Source organism: Bacillus sp. SA1-12 (assembly GCF_000981385.1).
Classification (GTDB): domain Bacteria; phylum Bacillota; class Bacilli; order Bacillales; family Bacillaceae; genus Metabacillus.
The window spans coordinates 46,454-67,235 of the sequence record NZ_LATZ01000008.1; the positions used below are offsets into that span (position 1 = coordinate 46,454).

The 20,782-nt window shown below is 36.8% G+C and carries 17 protein-coding genes and 2 pseudogenes; 18 read left to right on the top strand and 1 reads right to left on the bottom strand.

Translation table 11 applies throughout. The features are described from left to right. Nucleotides 1-16: 16 nt before the first annotated feature. From WQ54_RS07400 to WQ54_RS34605, 6 genes and pseudogenes are all read left to right on the top strand, one after another. Nucleotides 17-625, top strand: a complete 609-nt coding sequence (locus WQ54_RS07400; protein ID WP_046514246.1) for a YesL family protein — start codon at nucleotides 17-19, stop codon at nucleotides 623-625. Nucleotides 626-1,019: 394 nt separating this feature from the next. Next, a complete protein-coding gene (locus WQ54_RS07405; protein WP_052737700.1) occupies nucleotides 1,020-1,991 on the top strand; it encodes an ABC transporter substrate-binding protein in 972 nt (323 codons plus the stop codon). A 79-nt stretch (nucleotides 1,992-2,070) separates the two neighbouring features. Further along, entirely contained in the window at nucleotides 2,071-3,627 is a 1,557-nt protein-coding gene (locus tag WQ54_RS07410; RefSeq protein WP_046514248.1) for a sugar ABC transporter ATP-binding protein, read from the top strand. A 6-nt stretch (nucleotides 3,628-3,633) separates the two neighbouring features. Further along, nucleotides 3,634-4,620 (top strand): ABC transporter permease, encoded by a 987-nt coding sequence (locus WQ54_RS07415; RefSeq protein WP_046514251.1) that lies wholly within the window; start codon nucleotides 3,634-3,636, stop codon nucleotides 4,618-4,620. Between the two features lie 42 nt (nucleotides 4,621-4,662). Next, nucleotides 4,663-8,265 carry a glycoside hydrolase family 32 protein gene (locus WQ54_RS07420; protein ID WP_084821875.1) on the top strand — a complete coding sequence of 1,201 codons (3,603 nt, stop codon included), beginning with the start codon at nucleotides 4,663-4,665 and terminating at the stop codon, nucleotides 8,263-8,265. A 22-nt stretch (nucleotides 8,266-8,287) separates the two neighbouring features. After that, nucleotides 8,288-8,420, top strand: a pseudogene (locus WQ54_RS34605) (NUDIX domain-containing protein); the annotation flags it as partial. Between the two features lie 169 nt (nucleotides 8,421-8,589). Here WQ54_RS34605 and WQ54_RS33440 read toward each other — a convergent pair. Beyond that, nucleotides 8,590-8,790: a hypothetical protein gene (locus WQ54_RS33440; protein WP_156177797.1), complete on the bottom strand. Its 201-nt coding sequence runs from the start codon at nucleotides 8,788-8,790 to the stop codon at nucleotides 8,590-8,592. A gap of 603 nt (nucleotides 8,791-9,393) precedes the next feature. Between WQ54_RS33440 and WQ54_RS07425 the strand changes: the two genes are divergently transcribed. The 12 genes and pseudogenes from WQ54_RS07425 (at nucleotide 9,394) to WQ54_RS07475 (ending at nucleotide 20,768) form a co-directional block, all read left to right on the top strand. Continuing rightward, the gene (locus WQ54_RS07425) at nucleotides 9,394-10,737 is read left to right on the top strand and encodes a NosD domain-containing protein (RefSeq protein WP_046514254.1); all 1,344 of its coding nucleotides are present in this window, start codon (nucleotides 9,394-9,396) and stop codon (nucleotides 10,735-10,737) included. 541 nt (nucleotides 10,738-11,278) lie between these two features. Beyond that, a complete protein-coding gene (locus WQ54_RS07430; protein ID WP_046514256.1) occupies nucleotides 11,279-11,623 on the top strand; it encodes a Na-translocating system protein MpsC family protein in 345 nt (114 codons plus the stop codon). A 222-nt stretch (nucleotides 11,624-11,845) separates the two neighbouring features. Then, nucleotides 11,846-12,898: an aromatic ring-hydroxylating dioxygenase subunit alpha gene (locus WQ54_RS07435; RefSeq protein ID WP_046514259.1), complete on the top strand. Its 1,053-nt coding sequence runs from the start codon at nucleotides 11,846-11,848 to the stop codon at nucleotides 12,896-12,898. 61 nt (nucleotides 12,899-12,959) lie between these two features. Then, the gene (locus WQ54_RS07440; protein ID WP_046514261.1) at nucleotides 12,960-13,955 is read left to right on the top strand and encodes an NAD(P)/FAD-dependent oxidoreductase; all 996 of its coding nucleotides are present in this window, start codon (nucleotides 12,960-12,962) and stop codon (nucleotides 13,953-13,955) included. 26 nt (nucleotides 13,956-13,981) lie between these two features. Continuing rightward, on the top strand, nucleotides 13,982-14,239 hold the full coding sequence (locus WQ54_RS07445) for a ferredoxin (protein ID WP_046514263.1): 258 nt from the start codon (nucleotides 13,982-13,984) through the stop codon (nucleotides 14,237-14,239). Continuing rightward, nucleotides 14,215-14,307, top strand: a pseudogene (locus WQ54_RS32485) (multidrug resistance efflux transporter family protein); the annotation flags it as partial. The gene WQ54_RS07445 and the pseudogene WQ54_RS32485, both read left to right, overlap by 25 nt. Nucleotides 14,308-14,538: 231 nt before the next feature. Then, nucleotides 14,539-15,363 carry a creatininase family protein gene (locus tag WQ54_RS07450; RefSeq protein ID WP_046514266.1) on the top strand — a complete coding sequence of 275 codons (825 nt, stop codon included), beginning with the start codon at nucleotides 14,539-14,541 and terminating at the stop codon, nucleotides 15,361-15,363. Between the two features lie 81 nt (nucleotides 15,364-15,444). Next, nucleotides 15,445-16,182 carry an ABC transporter ATP-binding protein gene (locus WQ54_RS07455; RefSeq protein WP_046514535.1) on the top strand — a complete coding sequence of 246 codons (738 nt, stop codon included), beginning with the start codon at nucleotides 15,445-15,447 and terminating at the stop codon, nucleotides 16,180-16,182. Nucleotides 16,183-16,206: 24 nt separating this feature from the next. Then, a complete protein-coding gene (locus WQ54_RS07460) occupies nucleotides 16,207-17,541 on the top strand; it encodes an FAD-binding oxidoreductase (RefSeq protein WP_046514269.1) in 1,335 nt (444 codons plus the stop codon). Nucleotides 17,542-17,559: 18 nt separating this feature from the next. Then, complete coding sequence (locus WQ54_RS07465) at nucleotides 17,560-18,402, top strand: ABC transporter permease (protein ID WP_046514272.1); 843 nt, start codon at nucleotides 17,560-17,562, stop codon at nucleotides 18,400-18,402. 25 nt (nucleotides 18,403-18,427) lie between these two features. Next, nucleotides 18,428-19,441 carry an ABC transporter substrate-binding protein gene (locus WQ54_RS07470; protein ID WP_046514275.1) on the top strand — a complete coding sequence of 338 codons (1,014 nt, stop codon included), beginning with the start codon at nucleotides 18,428-18,430 and terminating at the stop codon, nucleotides 19,439-19,441. Nucleotide 19,442: 1 nt separating this feature from the next. Beyond that, entirely contained in the window at nucleotides 19,443-20,768 is a 1,326-nt protein-coding gene (locus tag WQ54_RS07475) for an amidohydrolase family protein (RefSeq protein WP_046514278.1), read from the top strand. Nucleotides 20,769-20,782: the final 14 nt, after the last annotated feature.

Here is a 20,782-nt window from a genome sequence, read left to right on the forward strand (position 1 = left end):
AAGGGAGAGTGACAGGATGAATAGTTTAAATAATAGATTATATTCAGCATTAGATACGATCGTAGATTTATTTCTTTTAAATTTACTATGGGTTATTGCGTCGCTCCCCCTGGTTACCTTTTTTCCTGCAACAGCAGCCATGTCTGGCGTTGTCCGTAACCGAATCTTACAAAAGGAAACGGATGGTATTTTAAAGAGCTTTTTGAAAATGTTTAAGGAGAATTTTAAACAAAGTTTAACGATATCCATATTTTGGATTTTGTTGGCCGTCTTTTTATTTATAGATTATCGTCTTATTTATCCAGGAACTTCTGTTGTACAGCTCATTCTTTCTATCATCTTAGCGATTGGCATTTTGCTTTTTAGTTCTACCTCTATTTATCTATTTCCGATTATGGTCCATTTTGAATTAAGTTGGAAGCACGTGATTCGAAATGCCTTTCTTTTTTCACTTATGAACCCGGTCTTAACTGTTCTATTATTGATCATTGTGGGAGCAGGGATTGCTTTGCTCTATTTTTATCCAGTTACCATTTTATTCATTGGAAGTTTCACAGCCTATACGATTTATTACTTATGTCAAATGTGGTTTAATCAGCTGCTAAATATGAAAGTAACGGATTGAGGAGTTGAATCTATCATTATTAGCCTCAACTTTCATCAGTTTATTTGTGACTGAAGTAAAGTCCTATGTGCCGCTTTTTATGCAGCTGTTTCATGGAGTAATCTTCCTGAGGACGCCGTTTATGGCTCGGGTGGATGAAAAATTGGAAATATGAGCAGGACATTCCAACATCCTTATTCAGAGGAACGATGTCGATGTTAACAAATAGAAGTTCCTATCAACAAGATTAATCAAAATGATTTATTCACATCTTTAAGGAAAATGACTCATAATAGAACGTCTTAAGGGAGGTGATGCAGCACATATTTGTAGACGCTTACAATTGCAACCTCAATATTTTTCATGCTATGAAAATCGTTTTTTATTAATTAAATGAATTCCTGGGGGGCTCACAATGAAAAAGAATGTAAAAACTTTATTTGTGCTAGTTTCAATCCTTGTAATGGCTTTAATGACTGCATGTACCAGTGCAAGTGAAACTTCAAGTGATAGCACTGGACAGGAAACCAGTGACGATAAGTTAACAATTGGATTAACTGTAGGTACTTTAGCAAATCCATTTTTCGTTGCTATGGGAAAGGGTGCTGAAGAAGCAGGGAAGGAATTAGGTGCAGAGGTTCTTGTCGAAAGCGCTGAATATGATCTTGCAAAACAAACCTCTCATATTGAAACCTTTATTACGAAAAAGGTAGATGTCATTTTATTAAATGCTGTTGATTCGAAGGGGATTGCTGCAGCTGTTCAACAAGCAAAGGATGCTGGAATTCCAGTCATTGCAGTTGATACGAATGCCGAGGGTGGTGTTGATGCAACGGTCACATCAGATAACTACCAAGCAGGCAAGCTTGCTGGTGAATATGTTGTTGAACAATTAAACGGAAAAGGAAACATTGTTATTATCGATGGACCGCCAGTTTCAGCCGTAACAGATCGTATTCAAGGCTTTGAGGATGTGATTAAAGAGTCTGGAATTAAAGTAGTTGCTAAGCAAAATGGTGAAGGAAACCGTGAAAAAGCATTATCTGTTATGGAAAGTATTTTGCAAGCGAATCCAGCTGGATCAATTGACGCTGTATTTGCGATTAATGACCCTGAAGCAATCGGAGTAGAAATTGCTTCAGAGCAAGCGGGAAGAAAAGATGAGTTTTTCATTGTAGGTGTTGATGGTGCTCCTGAAGCGACAGAAGCAATGTCTAAAGAAGGAAGCTCAATTATGGCGACTTCAGCTCAATCACCAAGCGAAATGGTGAAAAAGGCAGTTGAAATTGGAATGAAAGTGAAAAATGGTGAAGATGTTGAAGATCTTATTAAAGTACCAGTTGAGCTAGTTACTCAAGATACATTAGATTCTTACAAGGGTTGGTAAGCCTCCTAATGAAAGAGGCTGATCAGGGTCCGTCCCCTTACTCAGCCCCTTTCAAATAAGCAAAAGGTGGGATTGACTTATGGCTGTTAAAGAGTTGTTATCAAAAAATCAATACATGATGAAAATGCCGGTACTGAATATGGAAGGGATAAGTAAAACATTCTCAGGTGTAAAGGTGTTAAAAAATGTGAGAATAGAGCTCTATCCGGGTGAAGTACACGCATTAATGGGAGAAAACGGAGCCGGGAAATCAACCTTTATGAAAATCCTTGCAGGAATCTATTCTCCTGATCATGATGGCGGGACCATCTATTTTAAAGGTCAACCTATAGCATGGAAGGATCCGGTTGATGCAAGGAACAGAGGAATAAGTGTTATCCACCAGGAGTTAAACCTCTCTCCTAATCTTACAATCAGTGAAAATATTTTAATGGGTTCACCTTTTCCAAGAAATCGACTAGGAATGGTCAAATGGGACGATGTCCATGAACGTGCACAGAAAGTACTCGATTCTATGGGATCTAATCTAAATCCCCGTCAACTCGTTTCAACCTTGAGTGTCGCACAACAACAAATGGTCGAGATCGCACGAGCTTTATCCTTTAAGGCAGAGGTTCTGATCATGGATGAACCTACAGCCTCGCTAACAGATAAAGAGATTACGAAGCTGTTTCAAATTATTGAGGATTTGAAAAGGCAGGGAGTTGCGATCGTTTATATTTCACATAGGATGGACGAAATCTTTAAGATTTCAAATCGATTCACTGTATTACGCGATGGTGAGTGGATTGCAAGCGGGCCGATTGAAGAGACAAATCCTAACCATCTCGTAAAGCTAATGGTAGGTCGTGATTTAAAAGATTTATTCAATCGAACGAAAGCAGCTGAGTCAACAAGCACATATCCGGTTGCCCCTGTTCTACAGCTGAAGAATATTTCAGATCATACGATTGTAAAAGGTGTTTCATTTAGCATTTACCCTGGTGAAATTGTTGGTTTAGCAGGGCTTGTAGGTGCAGGTCGAACAGAGCTGGTTAGGGCGCTATTTGGTGCATCGGAGCTTAAAAGCGGAGAAATCTACGTAGATGGCAAGCCCGTCATCATAAAATCGCCTATCGATGCTATTGCAAATGGAATCGCCCATGTGCCCGAAAGCAGGAAAGAACAAGGTTTATTTTTATCGATGTCAGTAAAAGAAAATCTATTAATGGCAGAATTAAAAAAGCATTCAAAGTCAGGAATTGTCCGTTGGAAACAGGTTAATGCGAGTGCTGATCAGTTTATAAAAGACCTTAATATAAAAATTGCCTCACCTGAACAGCAGATTTCGAACCTTAGCGGCGGTAATCAACAAAAGGTCGTTATCGCTAAATGGCTATCCATTGCGCCGAAGGTTTTACTGCTAGATGAACCAACGCGAGGGGTTGATATCGGGGCAAAAACTGAAATACACAAAATTGTCTCAAAGCTTGCTGATGAAGGCTTAGCCGTATTGGTGATTTCATCTGAACTGCCGGAAATATTAGGAATTAGTGATCGGATCCTTGTCATGAGCGAAGGAAGATTAACTGGGGAACTTTCGAGAGAAGAAGCGACACAAGAAAAAATTATGTATTTAGCTACTAGAGGGGAGTAGAGGAAAATGAAGGAAAATATTCAATCAGCTTCACCACCACAAAGCCTGCAAGTAGGAAATATCCTTCATGGTCTATGGAATCGTTTAGGGATGATTATGATTTTATTACTATTATGTGTTGTCCTTTCATTCACAGCACCAAACTTTTTGGATACTGCCAATATGTTAAATGTTTTAAAGCAGGTTTCCATTATTGCCATATTAGCTGCAGGAATGACAATCGTTATTTTAACAGGCGGAATCGATTTATCAGTTGGTTCTACAGTTGCTCTATCTGGTGTTATCTCAGTTATGGTTTCTGCTGCAGGAGTTAACCCAATACTTGCGATGTTATCAGGTGCAGCAGTAGGTTATGCAGTAGGACTTATAAATGGCTTTTTTACAGCAAAAACGAAATTGCCATCATTTATCGTGACATTAGGAAGCTTTACATATGTTCGCGGTCTTGCTTATGTCATAAGTGGCGGCTATCCAATTGTTTTGCAAAATGAAACCTTTAAATTCATTGGCGGCGGAGCTATTTTTGGAGTGCCTACCCCGATCTATATCATGCTTTTGGTATATGGCGTAATGTTTTTTGTCCTTAAGTATACAATGTTTGGACGCCATATTTATGCCATCGGCGGGAACGAAGAAGCAGCCCGCTTAACAGGAATAAGAGTTGAAAAAACATTAATAAATGTATATTCCATTAGCGGCTTGTTAGCTGGTTTAGGCGGCGTTGTTTTAGCAGGAAGATTGTATTCCGGACAGCCAACTGCAGGACAAATGTATGAATTAGATGCGATTGCTGCAGTTATTTTAGGCGGAACAAGCTTAACTGGAGGTAAGGGCAGAATACAAGGAACGATCATAGGGGTATTAATCATGGGGGTGATTAGTAATGGATTAACACTTATGGATGTAAATTATTATTGGCAGCTAGTAGTTAAAGGCGGTGTAATTGTAGCAGCAGTTTTATTAGATCGTTTAAGAGGAAGCAGTGCAGCATGAACTTCACCTTGTTATTAAAATGATAAAGGAGTTTATATGAAAATGTCTATAAAAAGGAAGATTTCTGCGCTTCTAATCAGTTTAACTGTTCTTGGTTGTCCGTTTACAAGTGTTTCTGCTGCAGAGGATTCTGGGTATTATCAAGAACCTTTTCGGAATCAATTTCATTTTTCCCCTGAAGCAAACTGGATGAATGATCCTAATGGAATGGTTTATTATGACGGTGAATATCATTTGTTTTATCAGTATCATCCTTATGGGACGACATGGGGACCGATGCATTGGGGTCATGCAGTAAGTAAAGATCTTGTGCATTGGAAGCATTTGCCGATTGCCTTATCACCTGATGAAAACGGTGACATCTTCTCAGGAAGTGCTGTGATCGATTGGAACAATACAGCAGGATTTGGAAAAGAAGCAATGGTTGCAATCTTTACTCATTCAGGGGAAAAAGGTCAGGTTCAAAGTCTTGCCTATAGCCTTGACAAAGGAAGAACGTGGGAAAAGTATGAAGGGAACCCTGTAATGCCTAATCCACCTATCCCTGATTGGCGTGATCCAAAGGTTTTCTGGCATGAAGATACAAGCAAGTGGGTAATGGCGTTAACAGCTAAGGATAAGGTTATGTTTTATACGTCACCTAATTTAAAAGACTGGGAGTTTGCTAGTGAATTTGGTCCAGATGGCGGGATCCAAGCTAATAGTCTTGATCGCACCTCTTATGCGATGTCTTCGCAAGCAGGCGGATCTTTTAGCTATAATGGCGATATCACCCTTAACGAAAAGAATGGGCGGGAAGGAGCTGGCGGTCTTGTTTTTCGCGCTGACAAGGATGCGAAGAATGGATATGTGGCCAACCTGGATGCAAAAAATGATGTTGTCACATTAAGTAAAAATGTAGATGGTATTTCGAAAGAAATTGCTCGCAAACAATTAACGCTAAAAACCTCAACGACTTATCAAGTAAAGATAGATACCAATGGGGACCAAATCAAAGTTGCTGTTAACGATCAGTTTGTTATTGAAGTAAATGATCCAACTTTTGAAAGCGGTTACTATGGTTTATCTGCATGGAATTCTACAGCAGCTTTTAGAAATGTTGAATTTAATAATAAATCAAATTTTGTTACGAACCTGTCAAAATGGAAGGTTATAGGTGGCACTTGGGAAGATACGTTAGCAGGGAAAAATGGGAGCTCTGCGGACGATGCGTTTATTATGAGCGGTCAAACGGCTGATGACTTATTATATGAAGCAAATCTCATGATTTCTGGAGATAAAGGAGGAAATGGAGCAGGCGCACTCGTTTTCCGCGCAGATGCTGATGCAAAGAATGGTTATGTTGCAAATATCGATGTACTAAATGATACGATCAAACTAATGAAAACGGAAAATGGAAAGATAACAGTCTTAGCTGAAAAAACGAGGAGTCTTGATACAGATAAGGCCTACCATTTGAAAGTTAGTACGTATGGTGAAAACATTAAAGTCTATGTAGATGGTGATCTCGTTCATGACATCAATGATGCGACGTTTTCATCTGGTTATGTAGGCTTGAACATTTGGAATTCCTCAACGAATTTTCAAGATGTTCAACTAAATAAGAATATCATAACAAATGAGAAGGAAATCAAAAACCATGATTTCGAAACAGGTGATTTAACTGGTTGGAGCACAATCGAAGGAAATGCATTTACAAATGATCATGTGACAAATACAGCATCCTATTGGGGCGGTCCATTTGGCCATGAAGGAAACTATCATTTATGGGGATTTTCAGATCTTCAGGGTGGAGACGATGCAACAGGTGAACTGCATTCCTCTTACTTTAAGCTGGGTGGATCTGGTGAAATTAATTTCTTATTAGGCGGTGGCAATGACATTAGCAATCGCTATGTATCATTAGTGAGAGCCTCTGATAATAAAGAATTAATTCGTCAGGCAAATACGAAATTTAATGATGAAAAGTATAACAAATACGTATGGGATGCTTCTGATTATATCGGTGAAGTGCTCTATATGAAAGTGGTTGACCAAGCTGAAGGCGGCTGGGGTCATATAAATTTAGATGATGTTCATGTTTATAATGAGGGCCCTATGCCTACAGAAGTTGACAATGTTGCAAAAGAACCTGTGGAAGCTGAAATTAAGCAGAGCGGAACCCTTACAGACTGGACGGCTGTTTCAGGTGAATGGATTCCTTCTACACAGGGCAGCAACGGCGGTATTTGGGAATGTCCTGCTTTGGTTGAATTGCCAATTGATGGCGATCCGACAAAAACAAAGTGGGTGCTGCAAGTAAGTTTAAATGATGGAGCCCCTGCTGGCGGGTCTGGTATGCAATATTTTGTCGGCAGTTTTGACGGAAAAACATTCAAAAATGAGAATCCGTCTGATCAGGTATTATGGACTGATTACGGAGCAGACTACTATGCTGCAGTCGAATGGAGCGGAATTGAGGGTGAGAATGGCGAGAAATATTGGCTTGGCTGGATGAGCAACTGGCACTACGCCAACAATACACCAACATCATCTTGGAGAAGTTCAATGAGCTTGCCTCGTAAGATGGAGCTTACTCAAACGGAAGATGGTCTGCGTTTAAAACAAACGCCGGTTTCGATCAATTCAATTCGTGACAATAGCAAGAAAGTATCTTATAAAAATAAAGTGATTTCAAATGGGAGCAATCTTTTAGATGATTTTTCGGGAGATGCTTTTGAAATGATTGCTGAATTTGATGTATCTAATACAAAGTCAACTGAATTTGGATTTGAAGTGCGTAAAGGCTCTGCTGATGAGCATACAAAAATAGGCTATGACGTTGCGAACAAGCAATTATTTGTTGACCGAACGAAATCTGATTCATTTGATTACGGCAGCAGTATCGTAGACATGCATGATGGTCCACTATCTGTGTCAGATGGAACAGTGAAAATGCATATTTTTGTCGATCGTTCGGCTGTAGAAGTGTTTGGCAACAATGGAGAAACAGTTATTACTGACCAAATCTTCCCTAGTCCAACAAGTAAAGGAGTTAAGATTTATAGTAAGGATGGCAATGTTACATTGAAATCCTTAAATATTTATCCTATAAAAAGCATCTGGAAAAAAAGCGGCTTTAAATCAACCATAAAAAGTTGGAAATCAGTAAATGGCAGCTGGGCAGATACGATTGCTGGAAAACAGGGACAAAGCAGCGGGGATGCCTTCACTTTATCAAAGGAAGCAGGAAGCGATTTTAAGTATGAAGCAGACATAAAAATTCTTGATACGGACTCACATCCAAATGATCCTAATAAGGATAGAGTTGGTAACCTAGTCGGTGCAGGTGCATTAGTTTTTCGTTCCGATTCAGAAGGGAAAAATGCGTATGCTGTCAATGTTGATGTAAAACATAATGTTGTCAAATTAATCAAGTTTGTTAATGGTGTTGGTCATGACCTTGGCACCTATAACAATGATGGAAAGCTTAAACTGGAAGTAAATAAAAGCTATCATCTCAAAGTAGTAACCGTAGGTGAAAGCATTAAGGCCTATTTAGATGGCAAGCTTGTCATTGACAAAAACGACCAAACCTATAAAGAGGGATACTTTGGACTAAATGTTTGGGATTCAACTGTTGTGTTTAATCATGTGAAAAAATAAAAGATGCCCCTAACTATGGGGGATTCCATCAGGACATGTAGAAGAGGGAAACAGTATCTGAAGCAGTTATTAAGGAAATGAAGGAGGAAACGAACTTAGATATACGTATTACCAAGTTAAGGCCTATTTTTATAGCCTGTTCTTCCAGACTTTTCTGACCTTAGCTTTATTGATCATTTTAACTTACAAGGTATTCCGATTCTGGAAGTTGGTTTACTTTCGCCTGAATTCCAATTCGCTCACTTTGGCGGCATGCTAGCTCCTACCTTGCTATTAGAAGTTACGGGTAGAACTACTCGGATTGTAAATGAGTTGGAATATGGGTTAATAATGGTATCTGATATGGAAAGTCCGAAATGTGACAGACATTGTGATAGGGACAAGGATGATTGTCACCATCATAAAAAACGTGGCAATAAGTGCGAAAAAGACCACCATAATGATGATTGTGATGAACACAGGCATAATAATCACCACCACAAATAGCGTTGCAACAAATGTGGAAATACCACGACTAAGTGTCACAACTAATCACCTAGAGACTGACTCGCAAATATAAGTCAGTCTCTTTCTAAAATATCGGTGTTATTTTAGGAGCGATTGCTTTTTATTCGTAAGATCTCTTCTTGTTTACCAATTTTTTTATTTCCCTGTTGCTAATGAAAGAAATCACATAACTCCTTACACTTCCTAGAACCAAAATTAGGTGCAATAACATCGTAGCTGTCATAGACCGCAATAAGGTTGGCATCGCCGATTTCCAATGAGTTATTTACGGAACAGGTCCAGCTCCATTGTCTCGATTACTATACAAAGAAGCTCCACATGGCTTTAGCCAGTATTATTGAGTGCTTTAGTTGTTCGTATCATTGATGCGGCACGTTCCTTTGATATTATTTGGGTAATGACACAAGGTGGATAAGAATTGAGTGAGTTCATAAAGTCTTATGAAAAATCTGAACGTCTTTAGGAAAATACTGATTTTTCTTGTCAAGTAATAATCCTTCTGAGCGAAAATAATCATAAAAGCTGCAGGAAAAGCACGAATTCGTAAGGCTTTCCTTCCAGCTATATCAAGGAAAAAGTAGTTTATGAACAAACACACTAAATTGATAGGAGAATTTATTTATGGCTAGTAAAAATTATTACGACGTAACAGAGTGGCCTGTCGGTAATCCGTATGAGGATATTGGTGAGGTAATCAATAGCATTATAGCAGATATTAAAAGTAGGCAAACGGACACTGATGTGAATAAAGGCGGAAAGCCGGGTGCGGTTATCTATATCCCACCGGGAGATTATCATCTTGGCAGTCAAGTAGTTATAGATATCAGTTATCTTAAAATTATGGGTTCTGGACACGGGTTTACATCTTCGAGTATTCGTTTTAATACTTCTGAGAATGAATGGGCGGATTTGCATGAATTGTGGCCGGGAGGAAGTCGCATACTCGTAGATATTCCCCTAGAAGTAAATGACGAGGAATATAAAGGAGCTGCATTTTATATTGAACGAAGTGGAAATCCCCGAATAAGTTCGGTAGAGTTTTCTGACTTTTGTATTGATGGTTTGCATTTTATTGAAGATGGTTCAGGAGAAACAAATCCGGAAAACACATACACTAACGGGAAAACGGGTATTTATGTTGCAAGTGCTTGTGACTCATTTCGGATTACAGGCATGGGGTTTGTGTATTTAGAGCATGGAATTACTATTTATCATGCAGATGCACTGACTATACATGATAATTTCATAGCTGAATGTGGTAACTGTATTGAACTACGAGGTTGGGGACAGGCTTCAAAAATAACCGATAACTTGATAGGAGCCGGTTTTAAAGGATATTCAATTTACGCTCAAAATTTTGGTGGACTTTTGATTACAGCGAATAATGTTTTTCCACGAGGTGCGAGCAGTATCTATTTTGATGGTGTGACACGTTCCAGTATCACAAATAATAGACTTCATTCATTTTATCCAGGAATGGTGGTATTCAGGGAAAATTGTTCGGAAAACTTGGTTTCTTCAAATCACTTTTTACGTGACCATGAACCTTGGACTCCTTTTCTGGGAATAGACAATGGTTTAGATGATTTGTATGGTCTTCTCTATATCAGTGGCAATAATAATTCTGTAATTGCTAATCACTTTTCTGAAGTTATTAATACTCAAAACATCATGCCGGTAGGTGCAACACCTGTAATCATACGTATTGTTTCGGGTAATGGAAATTATATTTCTAATAATCATGTTGTTGCCACGGAGGTTCATGCTAAGATAAGTGATTCTTGTTTCTCTGCGCAAGTAGACGCTTTGTTGACTACCGAAGCATCAAAGCCGCTTACCGTAACAACAGTATTGGTAGAAAAAGAATCGCTTCAAAATACGATTCTTGATTCGGGAAGTGATGCACAGGTTGTTATGGACAAGACTGTAAATGCATTCAGAGCCACTCCAACGCTAGGAGCATAAATAATATATTCAACTATGTTTTTTTGTGGTAGTTTTTATTCCAAAGTTTCAATAAGTCGGACACTTGAATTATTTCGTTTGTCATTTAATTTTTGGGGTGCTTCCTAGCGATGGAAGTGCCTCTTTTTATAGTGTTTCCCATATTTGGATAAGTGCCAATAAAGTAGACAGAAAAAAGGAATCATAGGTATATGTACCGTAACAATCCGTTGTTGATGGACAAACATGTAGGGATAGGCTAAGAAAAAAACTTTTATAATTATCATGAAGTTGAATTTGTAGGTTTGGATTCTAATCATTGATAGGTTTTTAGTATTAATCAAAAAAAATTTTTAATCTTAATTAAATATTAATAAGTGTCCATACGTAATTATTTTACTGGTGACTATACAAAATGAAACATAATATATTAATAGACATTATTTTTCGACCATTTAGACCAAAAAATTACTATGTTAGAAAATATTACAAATAAATAGATGTTTTTATTTTTAAAGATTACTATAATAAAAACTTATTTAATTGGAGAAAGGGAACACATATGGGCTATTATATTACAAAAAAACAATTAGCTACCCTTTATAATGAGATTAGCAAAGAAATCTTTAGTATAGGTGTACATGATCAAAAGATAGATATTATTGAAAATAAAGTATTTATCATTGCAAGTTCAAAGCGTATGCCTGCATTGGATGCACTAAAAGATGAATATAGTGAACTCGTCTTTTCACTTGATTCCGCTTTATCATCAAGGTATAAAAAGCTGTTAAAAGAGAGATTAGAAAAATCATTAAATGTAAATATAAGTTCTGTTTTTAGAGATTACGATCCAGTTCAGGGGACAGCGTGTACGGTTATTTGTTTTGAGAATTCGATAAATAGATAAATAGAATAATTGAAGAAAACACATTAATATGTTTTTTCTTTAATCATTAAAATAAAGTTACGGGTGCTTAACCTCTGTTTACGGAAGGAAAGAGTCGTGAAAACAAAAGATGAATAATTCATCCTTTGTTTTCACGGCTCTTTTTCTTTAAATCATGCTTTAGAGAGGGGGATATTCTGAAAAATAACTAATAAATAATTTCTGAAGGAAGGATGAAATGTTATGAAAGAAAGTACAAAAATACAAAAAAATAAAAAATACTCCGAGTATCCTAGAGACTGCACCTTTACATTGGAAGATTGGAATGTTTTAAGTAAATATTGGTTCCCTATTGCAAGATCGGAGGAAGTTACCGATAAACCATTAGCTATTAAGCTCCTTGATGTAAACTTGGTAACTTATCGAACCAAAAATAAAATTGTTGTTGCACGTGACCTTTGTGTACATCGTGGCGTTCCTCTTAGTATGGGGTGGGTAGATGGAGAAGAAATTGTTTGTCCTTATCATGGGTTTCGATATGCAACAGATGGGAAATGCACTGCTATTCCAGCTCATCCAGATGCAAAGATATCCCCACGTTTATGCATGAAGGTTTATCCAGTAGTAGAACGCTTCGGATTAGTCTGGACCTCAATTACAGGAGAGATTAATAATCTTCCATCATTCTCTGCGTGGGATGATACAAGCTTTCAACAGATTGTCTGCCCATCTTTTGATATTAAAGGTTCATCTGGAAGGCAAGTGGAAGGATTTTTAGATGTCGCTCACTTTGCATGGGTGCATACAGACTCATTTGCAGATCGTAATAATACTATCGTTCCAAGATATCAAGTAGACACTATGGAGTATGGTTTGCATGTGGAATATATAAGCTCTGTAAGTAATTATCCAAAGGCGTTTCAGCATCGTAATCCAGAAGGTTTTGAATGGCTGCGTGTCTTTGATGTTTATCCTCCTTTTACAGCTACCTTAAAGGTTTACTTTCCGAACGGTGGAGAATTATGGATTATGAATGCAGTAAGTCCAATCTCTGCTAGAGAAACAAGATTATTTGCACCAATAGCACGTAATTTTGATAAGGAATCTCCAATAGAAGATGTGTATGCATTTAATCTTCAAATTTTTATGGAAGATAGAGAAATGGTTGAAAATCAAAAGCCTGAAGATTTACCATTGGACCTTCAAATGGAGGCTCATATTAATGCAGATAAAACATCAATTGCTTATAGGAAACTTCTAAAACAAATAGGTCTTGGAGATCTATATACAAGTTAAGGTGTATCTTTTTATAAACTAAATTTTTAATAATAAAAATTGGTATATTGGAGGATTTAGATTGAAAAAAGATTCGAAGATATATGACATTACAATTATTGGAGGAGGTCCAACAGGGCTCTTTGCATCCTTCTACGGAGGAATGCGAAATTCATCTGTGAAAATTATCGAAAGTTTACCTCAGCTTGGGGGCCAGCTTTCAACTCTTTATCCTGAAAAATATATTTATGATGTAGCTGGTTTTCCAAAAATAAGGGCACAAGAGTTAGTTAATAGACTTAAAGAACAAACGAAACAATTCAGTCCAACGATTTGTTTAGAACAAGTCGCGAAAGATCTTGAGATTCAGGAAAATGGTCTAATTAAACTTACTACCGATATAGAAGAACATATAACAAAAACCATAATTATTACTGCTGGAAATGGTGCATTTCAACCAAGAAAGATGGAGCTTGAGGGAGTCGAACAATATGAAGGAAAAAACCTTCATTATTTTATTAATAATATGGAAATATTTAGAAACAAAAAAGTTGTTGTTTTTGGGGGAGGGGATTCTGCTGTTGATTGGGCACTGATGCTTGAATCAATCGCGGAAAAAGTAACTCTCGTTCATCGAAGGGACAAATTTCGAGCACATGAACATAGTGTTGAGCAACTTCAGGATTCAAACGTTACAATAAAAACTCCCTATGTACCACTAGAAATAATAGGGGACAACAATCGAATCAACGCTGTAGTGCTTGAAAAGGTCAAAGGGCACACGACAGAAATAATTGAAGTAGATGATGTGATTGTTAATTTTGGTTTTGTATCTTCACTTGGCTCTATAAAAGACTGGGGATTAGAGATTGATAGAAATTCAATTGTGGTCAATTCAAAAATGGAAACGAATATTCCAGGAGTTTATGCTGCTGGTGATGTCTGTACATTTAATGGAAAAGTAAAATTGATTGCAACAGGCTTTGGAGAAGCACCAACTGCAGTAAATAATGCAAAATCTTATTTGGATCCAAAAGCAAAAGTACAACCGCTACATAGTACATCTGTTTTTTCTTAGTGTAGAAAGGAGATAAGATATATTAAATGGTTAAATTTACGATTGTTGATAAAGAAACTTGTATCGCTTGTGGAGCATGCGGCGCAGCTGCTCCTGATGTTTTTGATTATGATGATGAAGGATTAGCTGAAGTTATACATGATAACAATACAGGGATAGTAGCTGTAGATGAAGGTTTATATGAGGATTTATTAGACGCATGTGATGGTTGTCCAACAGAGTCAATTAAGGTGGCAGACACACCTTTTCACACAAATCTACTATTAAAGCAACTCAATCTATGAAAGTACTTTTTACTGTTATCGGAGAATTAGTTTTATTACATTCTTCATTTCCTTCTATTTTATCTTGGGTATGTTAGATAACATTACAATGATTCTGAATTTTTGGTTAATTCAAACAAATGTATTTATCTTTTTTTACAAATGTGTCAATGATTATTCAAATGTTTTATATTAAAATTGGTTCAAGTGTTACATCTTTTAACATCAGATAGATGGATTTATGTAGGTATAGTATTAATGCCGTGAGATAATCTAACATTGTTTGGAGTGTATAAATCCATTAGGAAAGGTTGATAGATATGCTAAACGAAAGGTACAAGGGTATTGCATTTGAAAAAAGATTTTTTCCTCGTCTGACGACAGAAGAGGTGAAAGAATTAAGAAAGGATGATGCATTAATTATTCTCCCCATTGGAGCGATTGAACAGCATGGTCCTCATTTACCTATTTATACTGATACTTTAATTGGAGAAGGATTGTTGATTCAGGCATTTGAACTGCTTGATGAAGATGAGAATATTTGGATTTTACCACCTTTACCATATGGGAAAAGCACCGAACACGTTGGCATGCCGGGTACGATTACCCTATCGGCCTCAACGTTACAATCAGTTGTGATGGATATTGCAAAAAGTGTTCATGTAAGTGGATTTAAAAGACTTCTCTTGTTTAATACGCATGGGGGCAACCATGATTTATTAAATATGATTTCAAGAGAAATTAGAATCGAAACAGGAATAATGGTATTTCGATTAAATCCTGGCTCATCAAAAACAAATTCACTGATCACTGAACAAGAGCAAAAGTATGGCATACATGGGGGAGACGTAGAAACCTCTATGGTACTTCATTATAAAAACAACTGGGTTCATCCTGAAAAATGCCCAACTGAATTTATAAGTTTACCAGAGAATACTAAGCATCTTTATTTAAAAGGAACTAGCTATTTTGCATGGGTAATCAATGATATTTCTACGTCAGGTGTAGCTGGTGATGCTAAAAAAGCTACTTTAGAGAAAGGAATAGAAATTAATAGATTTGTTTCTGAATCACTAGCTGAAGCATTAAGAGAAATGCGTCGTTTTGATATAGATGAAATAAATAACAAAATGGTCAAACAGTAAAGGAGGCAATTAGATTTGAGTCAAACTATACCAATAATAACTGAAGAGAAACAGTTAGCTTTAGTACATCCAGTCGTTTATATGAAAAATGTGAGTAAAGTGTATCCTAATGGAAAAACAGCTGTTCAGAATGTCAGCTTAGACATCAATCAGGGAGAGTTTATTTCGTTCGTTGGACCTTCAGGATGTGGAAAATCTACAATCTTTAATATGATATCTGGAATTATTACTCACTCTGCAGGAGAACTAGAAATTCTAGGTACAACACCTACGCTTGCTCAACAACAAAGTACCGATGTGTCTTTCGTCTTCCAAGAACCAACTCTACTTCCATGGCGTACTGTTTTAGATAATGTCATGCTTCCTTTAGAATTCCGTCATTTTACTAAACAAGAAAAAATTGAAAAAACTCATCACATCCTTGACATGGTCGGATTGTCAGATTATACAAAGGCGCTCCCACGAGAACTTTCAGGCGGGATGAAAATGCGTGTATCCATTGCACGGGCACTTGTTGCAAAACCGAAATTACTCTTAATGGATGAACCGTTTGGTGCACTAGATGAGATTACAAGACAGAATTTACAATCAGAGCTCCTAAGCATTTGGAAAGCGGAAAAAATGACGGTTTTGTTCATTACCCATAATGTGTTTGAAGCAGTTTATTTGTCAACAAAGATAGCAGTTATGACACCTAGTCCAGGGAAAATTGAATCAATTGTTGAGGTTCCGCTTCCATTTCCTCGGCAAGAAGATCTTAGAACATCCTATGAATTTAGTGATATCGCTGCAAAAGTATCACAAGATTTAAAGTTTTAATAGGCGTAAATAGGAGGAGATCACATGTGGATTAAACATTTTATAGAATTATTAGGTGAAGAAAAGGTATTAATCTCAGAATCTGTGATAGAACGATTATCAAAAGATTATTATTGGTATTCCCCAGTACTATATAAACATCTTAAAGATAAGGTAGCTGATTGCGCTGTTCAGCCAGAAACAATTGACGAATTAAAGACGATTGTTGCCTTTGCTGTTAATAATCGTGTTCCAATTACAGTAAGAGGAGCTGGAACAGGGAATTACGGCCAAGCAATCCCTTTAGATGGTGGAATTATTTTAGATGTAACTAAGCTTGACAGTATTATCGAAATAAATGAAACAACCGCCCATGTTCAAGCTGGTGTAAAACTTGGTGTATTAGAAAAAAATTTACGTCAGCAAGGAAAGGAATTAAGAATCTACCCAAGCACCTATATGAAAGCTACCGTTGGAGGGTTTTTATGCGGTGGATCAGGCGGGATTGGTTCTATACGCTGGGGGAATTTATGGGATGGAAACATTCAATCGATTACGGTTATGACAATGGAAGAGGAGCCTCAAATATTAACGGTAAGTGGGGAAGACATGGAGGCTTATATACATAACTACGGAACAACTGGCATTGTAATAGAAGTAACTTTATTCATTGAACCAAAAGTTGATTGGGTTCAGCACATTGTATCTTTTGATACATTTCAGCTCGCTGTTAAATTCAGTGATGCTCTTGCTCACAATGAAGGAATCTTTAAACGCTTAGTTTCAGTATGCGAATGGCCAATTCCTACTCACTTTCAAGGGTTAAAAAAATTCCTCAAGGATGGCAAATCTATTGTTATGTTAGAAATAGAGGAAGAAGCCGAAGAAAAGCTTATGCAACTTGCCTATGAATATGAGGGGGAACTTTCCTTTAAAATCCCAGCAGAACAGTATCAAAAAGGATTAAAGCTATCTGATTTTACTTGGAATCATGCAACGTTATGGGCACATAAGCACGGTGAAAATTTGACGTATTTGCAAGCTAGGTTTGACAAGCAAAGAGTTTTTGAGCAAATGAATGCTATTCGTACAAAATACGGTTTTGAAGTTCAATTTCATTTTGAATTTATAAAAATAAAAGGAGAAGTAACACCTGCGTCCCTGCCAGTATTAACTTATCATTCAGAGGAACGATTAAATGAGATCATTGATTTCTTCGAAAGTGTGGGTGTACAAATTAATAATCCGCATACCTATCTGTTAGGGTTTGGTGGATATAACCTAAGAATGCGTGAAATAGAAAAACTGAAGCGGAAAAACGATCCTTATGGTTTATTGAATCCTGGAAAAATCCCTATCAATAAAGAGATATTTCAATAAAATAGAGGAGGTTATTTTATGGAGCATACTCATTTAGAGGTGGCAAAGGTGCCAATAAAAAAGAGTAGGAATAAGAGTTTGAAAATTCCGAATAGCATTATCCCACCTATTGTGGTTTTTATTTTATTTCTCTCTTTTTGGCAGTTTGGCGCACAAATTTTTCAAATCCCTAATTACTTATTACCTAAGCCAACGGATATTTTTCAAGCAGCGGTAAGCAATTGGGAAAACCTTAGTGCAGCTGTTTTTACGACAATTACAGAAGCGGTTATAGGATTTGTTTTTAGTGTCATTGGAGGGGTTTTAGGAGCAATCTTAATGGCGAGTTCTAAGTTATTGGAAAAAAGCCTATATCCTTATGCGATCCTTTTACAAACCATTCCTATCGTTGCAATTGCTCCAATAATTGTCATTTGGTTTGGTTCAGGTATGAATGCCATTGTTATTATTGCCTTTACGATAGGATTTTTCCCAATGCTATCCAATACATTAATCGGCCTAAATTCAACTAGTGGTGGAATGATTCACTTATTAAAACTGTATCAGGCTTCTAAGTGGCAAATCATGTGGAAGGTTAGAATTCCAGCAGCACTACCATACATTATGGCAGGGTTAAAGATATCCTGTACATTAGCTGTTATTGGTGCAATTGTAGGTGAATATATCGCTGGTATTGGAGGCGGTGCAGGTGGAATTGGATATGCAATCACAGTTGCTTCATCAAAGTTGGAAACAGCTTACCTCTTTGCTTGTGGTATTTCAGCAGCCATTCTAGGCATCGTATTTTTCCTTATTGTTAACTTGATTTCCAAGCTATTATTAGGATCTTGGCATGAATCAGAAATGAAAAAACAATATTAAATGATGCAGGGTAGGGGATTAAAAGATGAAACGAAGATTCATAACTAAATTTGGTGTGTTACTTAGTATTCTGTTTTTAATCATTCTAACAGCTTGTGGAAGTACAGAATCGTCTAGTTCTAATAGTGAAGGAAATGGAACAGATGAAAGCAAAGAACTAAGCAAAGCAAAACTTGTAACAAACTGGTTTGCACAACCAGAGCATGGAGGAAATTACGCAGCTTTACAACAAGGTTTTTATGAAGAAGAAGGGTTGGATATGACCGTTGAGCCTGGTGGACCTAAAGTCTCTGCTACCCAAATTGTTGCATCGGGAGAAGCTCAATTTGGTTATACACAAGCGGAGGATTTATTAATCGCTCGAGATAAAGGAATTCCATTAGTAGCTATAGGTGCTATATTTCAAAAAAGCCCTCAAGTTTTAATTACTCATGAAGGTACCGTAACAGATTTTGAGGATCTAAATGGTAAAACAGTTTATACTGCTCCAGGTAGTGGGTATTGGGAATATATTAAATCTGCTTATAATCTTACAGAAGTAAAAGAAATGTCATATACAGGTTCTCTTGCCACATTTATTGAAGATGAAAATGCAGTGACTCAAGGTTATGTTACATCTGAGCCATATTCATTGGATGAGCAGGGAGTAAAAAATGATTACCTCTTTATCCATGATTCGGGATTTGAAACTTATGGAAACATTATTTTTACAACTGATAAGGTTATTAAAGAAAATCCAGAGCTTGTTCAGGCTTTTATGAACGCTACTATAAAAGGATGGAATTATTATCGAGAAAAATGGGATGAGGTCAATCCGTATATTCAGGAGTCTAACCCAGAATTAACGTTAGAGAAAATGGAGTATGGAGCTAAAACTGAGGAAGAGCTCATTTTTGGTGGTGATGCACAAGAGCATGGCTTCGGTTATATGTTAGAAGAACGTTGGTCAATGCTTCAAGACAAACTTTTAAAATTAGAAATTATAAAAAATAAAGAAGATATTACAAATGCCTTTACTGTAGAATTTTTGGAGAATTAGTATGAGGGAAAATAAAATAGTACATCTTTATAATGTTCGTCTTCTGGAGTCTGTACCTAGACAATTGTTTCAAATAACTATTAAAAATGGGGTATATGAAACAATTAAAAAACAGAATGAATCTACTAATTCTAAAGGGACAGCTTTATCAAAAATCATGATGAATCAACTATCTGAACATCATGTTATTGATGGAGAAGGAAGATACCTGCTTCCTTCTTTTGTTGATATCCACACACATCTTGATAAGGCATTTTCATTAGCTTCAGTACCTAATAAGTCTGGAACATTACAAGAAGCGATTAAAAATTATAGTAAGAAAGCATCCTCTTTCTCTACTAATGAAATAAAAGAAAGGGTTAGACGAGCTGCGCTTCAGTCCCTAAGCTATGGAACCACTCATGTTCGAACACATGTTAACTTTGAAATAGATGTTGATGTGAACCTTGCTCTCCGTCAGTTACAAGCTGTCCTTGAAGTAAGGGAAGAGTTGAGTTCACTTATCTCAATACAAATTGTCCCTATGTTTTCTAATATATCATCTCGTCCAAAAAAACAGCTTGATATTATAGAAGAAGCTATTTCATATAGTATTGATGGAATAGGTGGAGCACCGCATTTATCCTTAAATCCAAAGGAAGACATTAATTGTTTATTTCAACTCGCTGTAAAAAATAGAAAGTTTATCGACCTACATGTTGATGAACAAGACGATCCAAATGTATGTACGATTGAACATATTATAAAAAAAACAAAGGATTACAATTACCAAGGAAAAGTGATAGCAGGCCATCTTTGTTCTCTTTCCGCAATGGAGGAAAGAAAGGCTGCATCGATTATAGAAGGGATGGCAACTTTAAAAATAGGTGCCGTTACACTGCCGGGAGCAAATTTGTATCTGCAAGGGAGAGGGGACAAAGGGATTGTACGAAGAGGGATTACTAGAGTTAAAGAGTTAATAAATCAAGGAGTTGACATTGCAACAGCATCAGATAATGTAAATGATCCATTTCATCCATTCGGTAGATGTGATTTATTACAAATGGGTCTATTAACAGCTTATTCAGCACATTTAGGAAGTGAAAATGATCTACATCATCTTCTAAAAATGATAACAGTGATTCCTGCTGCATTTTATGGATTGGAGAACCATTGTGTCCAGGAAAAAGCAAAGGCAAGCTTTATTCTTGTGGAAGGATTAAACATTTACCAGTTATTTTCAAACATTTCACCATCAAGATTTGTCTACAATAACAATCAATGGGTGAGTACGATGAAATCAGAGACACAACTGCTTTTTCCACAAAAAGCAGTAGGTGTAGAGTAAATGATGTATTGGAG

Bases quoted from the DNA above. Each gene is read 5' to 3' on its own strand.
- WQ54_RS07400 (WP_046514246.1), top strand. From the start codon at position 17: ATGAATAGTTTAAATAATAGATTATATTCAGCATTAGATACGATCGTA.
- WQ54_RS07405 (WP_052737700.1), top strand. From the start codon at position 1,020: ATGAAAAAGAATGTAAAAACTTTATTTGTGCTAGTTTCAATCCTTGTA.
- WQ54_RS07410 (WP_046514248.1), top strand. From the start codon at position 2,071: ATGGCTGTTAAAGAGTTGTTATCAAAAAATCAATACATGATGAAAATG.
- WQ54_RS07415 (WP_046514251.1), top strand. From the start codon at position 3,634: ATGAAGGAAAATATTCAATCAGCTTCACCACCACAAAGCCTGCAAGTA.
- WQ54_RS07420 (WP_084821875.1), top strand. From the start codon at position 4,663: ATGTCTATAAAAAGGAAGATTTCTGCGCTTCTAATCAGTTTAACTGTT.
- WQ54_RS07425 (WP_046514254.1), top strand. From the start codon at position 9,394: ATGGCTAGTAAAAATTATTACGACGTAACAGAGTGGCCTGTCGGTAAT.
- WQ54_RS07430 (WP_046514256.1), top strand. From the start codon at position 11,279: ATGGGCTATTATATTACAAAAAAACAATTAGCTACCCTTTATAATGAG.
- WQ54_RS07435 (WP_046514259.1), top strand. From the start codon at position 11,846: ATGAAAGAAAGTACAAAAATACAAAAAAATAAAAAATACTCCGAGTAT.
- WQ54_RS07445 (WP_046514263.1), top strand. From the start codon at position 13,982: ATGGTTAAATTTACGATTGTTGATAAAGAAACTTGTATCGCTTGTGGA.
- WQ54_RS07450 (WP_046514266.1), top strand. From the start codon at position 14,539: ATGCTAAACGAAAGGTACAAGGGTATTGCATTTGAAAAAAGATTTTTT.
- WQ54_RS07455 (WP_046514535.1), top strand. From the start codon at position 15,445: ATGAAAAATGTGAGTAAAGTGTATCCTAATGGAAAAACAGCTGTTCAG.
- WQ54_RS07460 (WP_046514269.1), top strand. From the start codon at position 16,207: ATGTGGATTAAACATTTTATAGAATTATTAGGTGAAGAAAAGGTATTA.
- WQ54_RS07465 (WP_046514272.1), top strand. From the start codon at position 17,560: ATGGAGCATACTCATTTAGAGGTGGCAAAGGTGCCAATAAAAAAGAGT.
- WQ54_RS07470 (WP_046514275.1), top strand. From the start codon at position 18,428: ATGAAACGAAGATTCATAACTAAATTTGGTGTGTTACTTAGTATTCTG.
- WQ54_RS07475 (WP_046514278.1), top strand. From the start codon at position 19,443: ATGAGGGAAAATAAAATAGTACATCTTTATAATGTTCGTCTTCTGGAG.